At 69.5% G+C, this 10,677-nt stretch carries 6 protein-coding genes and 1 pseudogene; 5 read left to right on the top strand and 2 right to left on the bottom strand.

The window, feature by feature from the left end; all coding sequences use genetic code 11:
• From ACFU99_RS04505 to ACFU99_RS04485, 5 genes are all read left to right on the top strand, one after another.
• Nucleotides 1–1,875 (top strand): hypothetical protein (locus ACFU99_RS04505; RefSeq protein ID WP_384385620.1); only part of this gene is annotated, 1,875 nt, incomplete at its 5' end.
• Nucleotides 1,876–1,888: 13 nt separating this feature from the next.
• A complete protein-coding gene (locus ACFU99_RS04500) occupies nt 1,889–5,716 on the top strand; it encodes a hypothetical protein (protein WP_384385618.1) in 3,828 nt (1,275 codons plus the stop codon).
• Complete coding sequence (locus tag ACFU99_RS04495; protein WP_384385616.1) at nt 5,713–6,837, top strand: hypothetical protein; 1,125 nt, start codon at nt 5,713–5,715, stop codon at nt 6,835–6,837. The genes ACFU99_RS04500 and ACFU99_RS04495 overlap by 4 nt, the downstream gene beginning before the upstream one ends.
• A gap of 34 nt (nt 6,838–6,871) precedes the next feature.
• The gene (locus ACFU99_RS04490) at nt 6,872–8,491 is read left to right on the top strand and encodes a hypothetical protein (RefSeq protein ID WP_384385613.1); all 1,620 of its coding nucleotides are present in this window, start codon (nt 6,872–6,874) and stop codon (nt 8,489–8,491) included.
• Between the two features lie 32 nt (nt 8,492–8,523).
• Nucleotides 8,524–9,702 carry a hypothetical protein gene (locus tag ACFU99_RS04485; RefSeq protein WP_384385610.1) on the top strand — a complete coding sequence of 393 codons (1,179 nt, stop codon included), beginning with the start codon at nt 8,524–8,526 and terminating at the stop codon, nt 9,700–9,702.
• A 140-nt stretch (nt 9,703–9,842) separates the two neighbouring features.
• Here ACFU99_RS04485 and ACFU99_RS04480 read toward each other — a convergent pair whose 3' ends face one another.
• The gene (locus tag ACFU99_RS04480; protein ID WP_384385607.1) at nt 9,843–10,310 is read right to left on the bottom strand and encodes a hypothetical protein; all 468 of its coding nucleotides are present in this window, start codon (nt 10,308–10,310) and stop codon (nt 9,843–9,845) included.
• Nucleotides 10,280–10,555 (bottom strand): annotated as a pseudogene (locus tag ACFU99_RS04475) (DUF4192 family protein); the annotation flags it as partial. The pseudogene ACFU99_RS04475 and the gene ACFU99_RS04480, both read right to left, overlap by 31 nt.
• Nucleotides 10,556–10,677 lie beyond the last annotated feature (122 nt).

The raw sequence follows: 10,677 nt of genomic DNA, 5'->3' as shown, positions 1-10,677 counted from the left end.
GAGACGGAACTGCCGCCGGATCCGGTCACCGGTGACGCCAGCCAGGCGCGGCCCGTGACCGAGCTGGAGAAGCCCGACAAGACGAAGCTGCCCGCCGGGCTCCTGCTGCCGGACCTGGACGTTGAGCCGCTGCGGGTCGGGCCCGACGTCTGCCGCACCATCGACCTGCCCGGGGATGTCTTCCTCGCCGTTGTCCCACGCCTGGAGGAACTGCCTTTCCTCGCGCATGTGCGCCGCGGCGACGTCGGGGCGGGCGCGGCCGGGGACCAGCCGGGCCCCGGCGACCGGGCCGTCGTGCTCGCCAGCCGGCTGCCCCGTGCCGACACATCTGACCGCCGCTGCCGCTACTCTGCCCATCTGGTCTCTCTTGAGGGTCTGGGCAAGTGGCTGGCAAAGCTGCCCGACCAGGACACCGCGGGCAAGGGCCCGGTCACCACGGTGCGGGTGGTGTCGCTGTACTCGTGGACGTTCACCACTGCGGACGACACGGCCGGCTTTCTCACCGTCGCCCGGACCGTCAAGGACAACTCCTCCCACGAGCCCCGGCTGCGCATGCCCTCCTGGACAGCCGGCTCGGACGCGGCCGAGAAGCGGGTGGTGCGGCGTCTGGACGCCGGGTATGCGCCGGTGGCGCATCTGCTGCCGACCGGTGAGCGCACCCACGCCTGGTACCGGGGGCCGTTTGCCCCCTTCCCGGCCGCGCCGCTGCCCGCCCAGCCACCGCTTGGGTGGACATCAGAGGCGGAAGGGGTGATCTACCTGCCCGCCGATGGCGTATTTGATGTCAGCTACGCGACAGCTTTCGCCCTGGGCAAGGTTCTCTCCCTGGCCAAGCCGGCGCTGCGGGAGGCGATCGTCACGCTGACGACTGAGGGCCACCATGCCGTCGCCTGCCACGCCGCCGGGCACCTGGACGACGGGGACCCGCAGGCCCTGGCAGCGGCCGTGCGCCGCGGCGGCTGGTCCAGGCTCGCCTTCGAGGCCTCCCTTTCCATGCCCTCCGGCGACGGAGCGCCGGCACAGGAGAGGGACGGGGCGCCGGGGCGGAAGGCGGCGCTGACCGGCGCGCAGGAGGACGGCACCGTGCTGTCCGCATTCCTCGAACATCTCGTCACCATAACGGCCGCCGTGGTGGCTGCGCAGGTGGACCCGAGGCAGCTGCTGGCAGCGGTGCCGTTCGAGCATCTGGTGCCTGATGCCCGCATGCTCCCCGCGGACAGCGCGCGGTTCTTCCACATCGACACGCAGTGGCTCGACGCGCTGTGCGCGGGCCTGTTCCACCTCGGCGCGGGCACCACACTGGATGTTGCACTGGCACACGCCCTGCGCGATAAAGTCCTGGACTCCGTGCCCCGGCCCCGGGCGGGGATGTTCCTGAGGTCGGCGCTGGTGCGGGACTGGCCAGGGCTGATCATCGACGCCGAGGACGGCAAGGGCAACAAGCTTCCGGTGGAAGTGCACACGCTGGCACCGGACCTGCTCATCGCCTACTTCCCCTCCGCCCCCACCGGCGTGTATGTCCGCCAGCCCACCGAGGCGCCGCACTTCGGCCTCGATGGAGACGACACTACGAACGGGAAAGCGGGGAACTGGTACATCGAGCTGCGGCACCTCAAACCCCCCAGCACGGGCAAAAGTATGGGGGACACCAAGCGTCTCGACGGCATCGAGAAGATGCGCCGTGCCTCTGCCGCCGCACAGCCGCAGAACGTCCTGGACATGTGTGTGCTGGAGAACAAACTGCGCAACCGCCTCCACGACGAGCACGAATACGACACACCGTCACAGCCGCTGCCGGCGGCCGTGGTCGCCCTGGAGCTCCTGAACACCCCGGGCGAACTTGTCTTCAGCCTCCAGCCTCCCCAGGATTCGTAAAGGCGCCGCCACCATGACCGACCCGCTGATCGTCCCCGTCGAGGTCAGTGCCCTGTTCGTCAACGACCGGGTGCGTTCCGAGGACACCTTCTTCCGGTGGAAGCTGTCCTTCGACGACCTGACGGCGCGGACGGACCCCGAGCTGTCGCCCGATCAGACCACGGGTGTACAGCACGATGCGAAGTTCAACGGGGTGCATCTGCACTGGCAGTTGCCCGCCGCGCTCGCCTGCGGCCAGGTCGGCGCCGCGCCGCCGGGCGGGCGGCCGGACGCCGCCGGTGTCACCTTCCCGCTCGTTCCCAACCGGTGGCTGGTCATCCGCCACTGTCGTGACGCCCAGGGCAAACCGCTCTCGCAGGCCAAGGGCGCCGCAGGATGGATCGTCCACAGCGACTTCCTCGACGACCAGGACGGCACCAGCCCCTTCCTGCACCCGCAGACGAAGGAGTCCACCTACATCGGCCGGGCAGTGGACCTGAACGGCGCAGCTGCGTGGAAGGAACCCGGCGGCGAGCCGTTCCTGACTGTCATCGGGCCCGGCATCGGCTCCTACGCGGCCTTCCAGCCCTACAACGAGAACGTCTTCTCCTTCCACGACAGGCTCACCGGCCTCTCGGATGAGATCCAGGCCACGGGACGCCTCAGTTACCTGGTCGCCGGCTGGCATTCCACCGCGCAGGCCGACCCGCTCGCCGACGCCCGCCTGACCGGCCTGCTGCGCTTCCGCGGCCATGACACCGAGGGCCTGTCCGTGAAGAGACGCTTCGCCGAGGGTCTCACAGCACTGGGCTGGATGCCCGAGACAGGCCTTGGCGCCGTCCCCGGGCGCAGCCTGTACGCGGGCACCGTGCTGGACCTCAAGCTGGAGAGGGGCCGCCCGGCTTCCGACATCCCGCAGGTCATGAACCTGACCGTGGACACCGCCGTCGGGCACAGCATGACCGACGCCCGCACCGCGCTCGACATCAGCACCGGCCCGGACAAACGGCTGTTCCACGAGGCGTTCGAGTACGACGCACTCGACCAGCTCGACGACGCCATCCCCGCCCAGAAGGACCCGAAGGGTCTGGCATCGCGCGATATCCTCGCCGCCTGTTCTCACGCGAGTGGCTTCACGCCATGGCCGGCGGGCTTTGCCTGGACCGTGGTGGACCGGCCCACCGTCGGCACCACCGGGCCCGGCGGGGGCCCCACCAGCAACGAGGAGGCCATCCTCGCCGCCCTCACCGCCCGGCAGGACACCTACGACACCGCGCTGCGCGACCTCGTGAACGCCCAGGAGCGGCTCTACACCCTGTGGTGGCTACAGGGTCTGCCTGACTACGGGGACAATCCGCCGGACGGGTTCCAGAAAATGCCGGACGACTTCCGCGCCCGGGCGAAGACCCAGCTCGACCCCGCGGCAAGGAACTCCCTCACCCACCAGGTCAGCGACCTGAGCATCCGTTGCTTCGAGCGCACCGACCCCAAGGGCAAGAAGGACGGGGGGCTGCGCGCCACCGTCCCCCAGGGCGATGCCCCCGGTCTGCTCCAGCAAAGCATCGACGCCTACGCCAAACAGGCCGGTCTCGCCCCCCACCGGACCCTGCGACGCGTCCCGAGACCGCCCTTCCACCTGCCCGCCGACCCGACGGTGGTGCTCAGCGGACAGGGCACCCGCACCAGCCTGCCCGGCAGTAACTCCCAGCCCGCGCGGGCCGCGGAACGGCTGATCGCCACTGCCTCCGACACACGCCTCACACCGCCGTCGGAGATCCCGGTACCGGCCCAGTTCCCCAGCGTCCGCACCGACATCCCCTGGGCGCCCCTCGATAAGCTGCTCACCGAGTTCTGGATCCTCGCCGAGGCCGCACGCCTCGCCCGTGACACCCCACCCGGCAAGGACCAAACGTTCGACGGCATCCTCAAGCAGCTGAAGATCACCCTCAAGGACACCACCGGCGCCCAGGCCGGCCTGCCGCCGCATACCGGTCTCTGGCGGCAGCACTGGGCGCCGTTGATGCTGTGGTGGACCAGCGAGGTTCATCCCCTGCCTTACCGCACCGGATCCACCGCAGATGGCCTCCATTGGGACTTCGACGGCCGTGACCACCGCTGGAAGGGAACCGGGCAACTCGCCAAGGGCATGGCGGGCGGACGGATCGCGCTCACCGCGCTGCCCCCGTTCGCGCTCGCCGGGCGGGTCGACCAGTACCTCAACCGCCACGGCACACAGCGCGAGGACGAACTGCGCGCCCTGGTCACGGCCGCCCGTGACCAGATCGCCCAGCAGCTGACCGGCCTCAACGCGTGGCTCGCCCAGCGCATGCCTGCCGTCTGCTACGACCCGCCCGACAAGTCCTTTGCCGGTCTCCTCGTCCGCAGCCCCTTCACCGCACGGCCCAGCACCGATCTGAAGGACAGCAACCGCGTGTTCGACCCGGTGCGCGCCGCCCAGTTCGCCTTCGGCCACCTCGTCCTCGTCGATCGCTTCGGCCGCGGTGTCGACATGGTCCGCAACAAGGCGCAGTACCGGCCGCGGCTGCCGGCAAGTACACAGCCCGACACGGACAAGACCGGGCATCCCCTGACGGTCGAAGGCGAGGACCGCGGGCGTTTCGTGCAGCTGCGCCCCCGGCTGAATCAGCCCGCCCGCGCCTGCCTCGACCTGGTCTCCGCCACAGACGACCACCGCGCCCTGCAGACTGGCGACGCGCCGCACCACCACGACCCGGCGAACCCCGTCTGCGGCTGGCTGGTGTACGACCCGCACGAGCACTCGCTCCTCGTCCATGCCCCCGACGGCACCGGCCTCGGCGAAATCCTCGTCACCGGCCCCGACCAGCCGGCCATCGCCTGGGTCCCGCTGCCGGGCTCCGCCATCCTCACCCTCGACGACGTCTTCGCCGCCCCCTTCACCACCCGCTACCCCCACCTGGCCAGCTTCCTGCAAGGGCTCCTCCACCGCGCCGACGCCCCCGCTGCTCTGAGCGAGCTGACCGGCTCCATCAACACCGCCCTGACCGGCACCGTCCGCCCGCCCCACCAGTTCACCGCCTACCAGAGCTTCCTGTCCGGCTCACCCCTCGCTCTGCTGCGCGCCCGCGCCCGCATCGAACTGGCTGCACCGCCGCTGTACGCCGCCACCTGGGACCGCATCCTGGCCGGACCCGACCCCAAGGACGGCAACCCGCTGCACGCGACACGCTGGCCTGTGCGGCTCGGCGACCGGCTGCGCCGCTCCGACGGCCTCATCGGCTTCTGCCGCGCCGCCACCCCGGGCGACGGCACCACCACCGACTACACCCGCATGCTCGTCACCCACCCACCCTCCGGCAGCTCCCCGGCCTACGCCCACGACATCGAGAAGGGGGACGCGGACCCGACGGTGATCGCTGCCCAGGCCCCGCGGCCCGGTACCCCGCCCCCGACCCCGCCCACCGACGCATGGGTGACCCTGCTCGTGGCCCCCTGGGCCCCCGTGCACGCCTACACCGGCATCCTCCCCATGACCACCGCCCAGCTCCCCGAGCCCTACCTCACCGGCCCGCTGTCACGGATGCCCGTCGGACTGCGCACCGGGCCCCTCCTCGCCGGCCTGCGCACCCCCGGCCCCCACCAGCGGGAGGGCGTCGCCCTGCCGGTACCCACCACCAAGACCGGCACCTGGGCCTGGTGGGAACGCACCCCCCACGGCGCCCCCGCTCCCTGGGCCTCCTACCCGCTCGCCGGCACTGGTGAAGCCCTCCGTCCCCCCGCCGCCCCGCCTCCCGCGCGGACCGGATACCTCACCCTCACTCCCGGCGCCCCAGACACCGCCCCGAAAACAGCCCTCACCACCCCGGACGGTGACCGCCCATGACCTCCGTCCCCTGGGCCAGCCCCCTTCGCGTCACCACTCCCCACCAGGGAGCCCTGCACACCGGACCCGTTCCCGACCCGCTTTGCGTCATCCTCGCCCCGCCCGGCCCCGAGCCCCTCGCCTGCCACGCGGTGGAACTTCTCCTGCCCGTCGGCACCAGCGCCGAACACCTCGTCGCTGATCCCCCGGCCGTCACTCTCGACCAGGCCCCCGAAGGGTGGAGCATCCACCACACCGGCGGCGACCGCTTCACCCTGCGCCCCCCAGCCCCCGCCCCCCTCGCCCCCGGCACCCGCCTCGACCTGGCCCTTGGGGGACTCGGCACCGGCACGGCGGACGGCACCGCGCTCATGGAGGCCCGGGTCGTCACCGGCCCTGACCACGAGGCCGCCGCCCCTTCGGCCCGCTACCGGATCCTGACCAGCCAGACGCCCCTCATCGAGTACTTCACCGCCAGTGCCATCCACGTCAACCACGGCAACGGGGTGAAACTCAACTGGAAGGGCCTCCCATCCGACTCCTCGGGCACGGTGTCCTACGAGCTCTACATTGGCCGCGACGCCCCCCTCGACGTCACCCACCAGACCAACTCCGCGGGCGAGGGCTCCCACGAGGTCCCGAACCTGACCACCGCGACGGCCTTCGCGCTGCGGGTCCGCAAAGGCCAGACCCAGGAAGACATCAAAACCCTCGTCGTCACCGTGGAGACGCCGGATCTGACCGTGGGCGAACTCGGTGCCAAGGGCACCGTGCGCCTGATGGGCGAGCCGAAGTACCTGATCCCGCGTGAGACCTACCAGAACAAGCTGCCAGGCGGGGTCTACCAGGCCGAGACCGACGGCGTGATCGCCGCCTACATCGAACAGACCGACAAAACATCCGATCAGAAGGCGCGCGTGACCATCACCGTCACGCCGCCGCCCGCCCCCGGGCATTCTTCCAAGCAGCCGCCCGGGCACCGCTACGAGGCCACCAGCACCCACCTCTGCCCGGCGAACCTTCTCGCGCCCGTGCCCGCACAGCACCAGGTCACCATCAGCCCTGCCGCAGGCGGAGCGACACTCCAGACACAGGTGACCTGGTATCCCATGGGCACCGGTGCCCTGAAAAAGCAGCAATGACCCACCGTCACCCGCGAACGGATCGTAAACCGGCATGCCCCCACCACGACTCGACGCTGCCCTCGTCATGGCCGACAGCCAGAGCAACACAACCATCCACCTGTTCAAAGGCTCCTGGATGGCCACCTACACCTGGGTGGACCAGCAGTTCAGACCCGAACCACTGACCACCCAGGACATCGCCGCCCGCTGGCCCAAGCTCGCCGGCACCATCGCACGCACCGGCTGCGACGCCGCCTGGTACGACAGCCACGAAGAACTGGTCTGGCTGACCTTCGGCAACACCCTGTACCGGTACAAGCCCGACCCGCAAAAACCCCAGCTGAAGGACACCCAGACTCTGAGCGGGCGGATCAGCAACCTGCCCCCCGGCTTCGACCAGGGCATCGACGCCGCCCTGAGCACCGACAGCCGCGGCTATCTGTTCAAGGGCACCCGCTACTGCTCCTACAAAACCGGTACCTACGCGGCCGCAGAGGCCAAGGAACTCACCGGCACCGGCCGGCTCGACGCGACGGCATGGCTGAACTCCGGCGACAAAGCGCATGTGTATCTGTTCAGCGGCGACAGCTACCACACCGCCACCATCGACGACGACAAGGCCAACGGCACCATCACCGTCACCGGCAGCCCCCAGAAAATCACCAGCACCTTCCCCGGCGCACCGGTCGGCACTCCCTGCCTGGACTTGTACTTCTTCCACGACACCGCCTTCACCCGGGCGCGGACCAACGTCGACCTCACCACCCGCACCACCCCTCTGCCAGCGGACATCACCGCGACACCGAACGACTTGGGCCACAAGCTGTCCTCCCGCCCCGACCGCCCGTTCCCGCTGTGGATCACCCCCGACCGGCGCGCCTACGTCCTCGACCCGACCGGCGGGCACCTGAACTGCCTCGACCTCACCACCACCCCCGCCAGCCCGGTGTGGGACATCACGCCCGGCGGCACCCCGGCGGCCATGACCACCACACCGCCGTACAACGATCTGTGGATCACCGGCGACGGCAAGGTCACCCACGTGCAGATCCACAACGACGGGCACAAGGAACAGGAGCATCCCGTCACGGGCATGCGTTCAGGTCCCATCGCCGTCACACCGGACACCTCCACCGTCTACGTGGTCCGCAACCCAGAACTGCGCTCCTACGATGTCGTCGCTGTGCCCACCGAGACCTACACACCCGCCAAGAAGCCACTGGGATCCTGGAAGCTCCCGCCGCTCGACCTGGTCGCCCCCGGCGGGGAACATCTGTGGATTCTGGTCGCCGGCGAGAACAACACATCGACGCGTGTCGAGAGGATCACCACAAGCTCCCCCCAGTCCACGTGCCTCCTCAACACGCAGGGCCTCGTCAGCATGGCCGTAACCCCTGATGGCGCGCACGTCCTCGTAACCCAGAGCCAGGACAAATCCGAGCGCGCCTACATCTTCTCTGCCACCGGCGACCAGCCCATCGCCGCTCAGTTCCCGGCCGGAACCCATCCCTGCGCCGTGGCCATTGACCCCCACAATCGCTACGCCTACGTCACCACCGTCAGCGGCATCTCGGTTGTGGAGTTGGCCTCACCTGCAACCACTCCCAAGTCGATCGTCCTCGCCGCCTCAGCCGGACAAGGACCGGTGGCCGTCGGGGTCCACTGGAGCTGACCCTCTTACACGCAACGGAGAGCACCCCGGCCATGTACCCACTGCCCACCGACACCGCGGGGAACAAGAAGCTGGACTACAGCGTCGAGCCCGCCCCGCCCCTGCCGCTCGAACCCGGCCACACCGGCCAGCAACTGCTCATCACCGTCCACAACCCACAAACGGACCTTGTCGTCTGCGAACAGCTCATCTTCGCGCTCACCGCCGACGGCACCGAGAAAGCGGTCACGGACCAAGATCACCTCGCGGACATCCACTACGAACTCCCCCCTTACTGGAACAAGAAAACGTCCGGGAAAGGCACGTTCGTCTTTGCCCCGGAGAAGAAGGCGCAGAGGATCCCTTCCCAGGAGAAGCTCAACTTCGCCCTCACCGCGATCACCGTCAGCTCCACACCTGGAGACGGCCTCGTCCAGGTCTGCGAGAAGATCAAAGGCTCCCCTCAAGGGCCCTGGGAGAACCATCTCCTGCCCAAACTGGCCACCGGCTTCACCGTCCGGAACTTCCGCCCCAACCGCCTTTCCGTCCCGGCCGGCCAGGAGGTCACGGTCAGCTGGGACGTCCACGGACGTACCGATGAGACGCTCGCCCTCGCATGGACCGGCAGCAACGAAGAGCACAGCGAGGACGTCACCCGCGACAGCGCATGGAAGACGGCCTGCACCAAAGACACCGCCTTCGAACTCGGCGTGACGAAGACCAAGGACCTCAAGTGCTCCCTCTTCACCTTCGTCACCGTCACCGAGCCCCTCATCCACGTGAACAACCTCACCGTGAGCCGCCGCGCCATGCTTCTCACCGCGCCCAGACCCGGCGCCCACGAGGATCCACTGACCCCGGACCTCACCACCACCGCCAACAACAAAGTCACCCGCACCTACACCGCCGACACCGACGGCCTCCTCATCGGCTCGCTCCAGACCTTCTCCCCCACCGCAACCGCCGAACTCACCATCACCATCAAACCCCCCACCGGCAACACCCACACCAGCATCACCCGCGTCACCGGAGACCACGACGAGCCCTACGACCCCGGCACCCCCGTCGCCGTCCCCGTCCCCGCTGACAGCACCCTCACCATCACCTGGAACCTCCAGGACACCAAACTCTCCACTGCCCAGGTCTTCCGCCCCGCACTGCGCTGGCAGCCCCTCGGCACCGGCACCCTCCGCCTCCAGGACCATCACACCCCTCTGCGGTGTAAAGCCTGAAGGTCCCGGCGAAGACCTCTGGCTGTACGAACGGATGTTGACCGAGCGGGGGAGCGCTTGCCTTCGGCCGGATCCATGGGTGGGAATGGGGCGGGCTGGGGTGGCTGTGGCAGTCGGCCGGTTTGTCCGGGTCGGCGGTCTCAACTCGTTGCTGGTGCCGGGGCGGTGGCGAGGCGGAAGAGCACGTGGCGGGCCTTGCGGTGGATTTCTTCCAGCAGGCCCTGGCCGACCATGGCGCGCAGGGCGTGGCGGACGTCCCGGCGTGAGGGGGCGCCGTCGATGGCTACGCGGACGTCTTCGGCCGACCACAGCCGCTGGGGGGCCTGGCCCATGAGGGCGAGGATCGCCCCGGTGTCCAGCTGCCGCTCGGGCGAGGAGGGTCCGGCGGGGGCGGTGGTGCCGGGCAGGACGACGGCCAAATCCGGCGGGCTGGCGACCAGTTCGTCCCACAGCTGCCCCAGGCGCGGGATGTCGGCCACGGTGTCACGCAGGCGTTCGTACATACGGGCCTCGGCCGCCGCCTCGCCGGCCCGGCGGTCGAACTCCGCGCGCAGGGCCTGTGCGTCGGCCGGGGTCTTCACATCGCACCAGGACCGAAGAGTTTCCACGTCCGGCACGGTAGCCGCGGGACCGGTCCGCGCCAGGCGACCCAGCCGAGGAGGGTGAGGAGCGGTGGGGCCTTGTCGGTGTGCGGCGGTACGCAGTGCCGGGCGAGGTAGCCCCAGAGTTGCCGCTCGTAGGGGAGATCGCTTTCGTCGCCGGTGGACCAGGCGGCGTCGTGGGCTGTTTTGTCTTGCACACCGAGGATGATGCGGGAGGCGATCTCGTCCGTGAGTTTAGGCCGGCCGTCCCGGAAGTCGGCTACCGTCCCGGAAGTCGGCTAGTACTGCAACGGTCTTTGCCGTGACTGGTGGTCAGGTTGGTCGTTGGTGGGTTATGGGTGGGGACCTTGCTGATGTCAGGTTGTGGGCGCGG

It is taken from the genome of Streptomyces sp. NPDC057654 (genome assembly GCF_042800135.1).
GTDB lineage: Bacteria > Actinomycetota > Actinomycetes > Streptomycetales > Streptomycetaceae > Streptomyces.
Note: the sequence above shows the minus strand (reverse complement) of the source record. Positions and strands in the feature narration are given on the sequence as shown.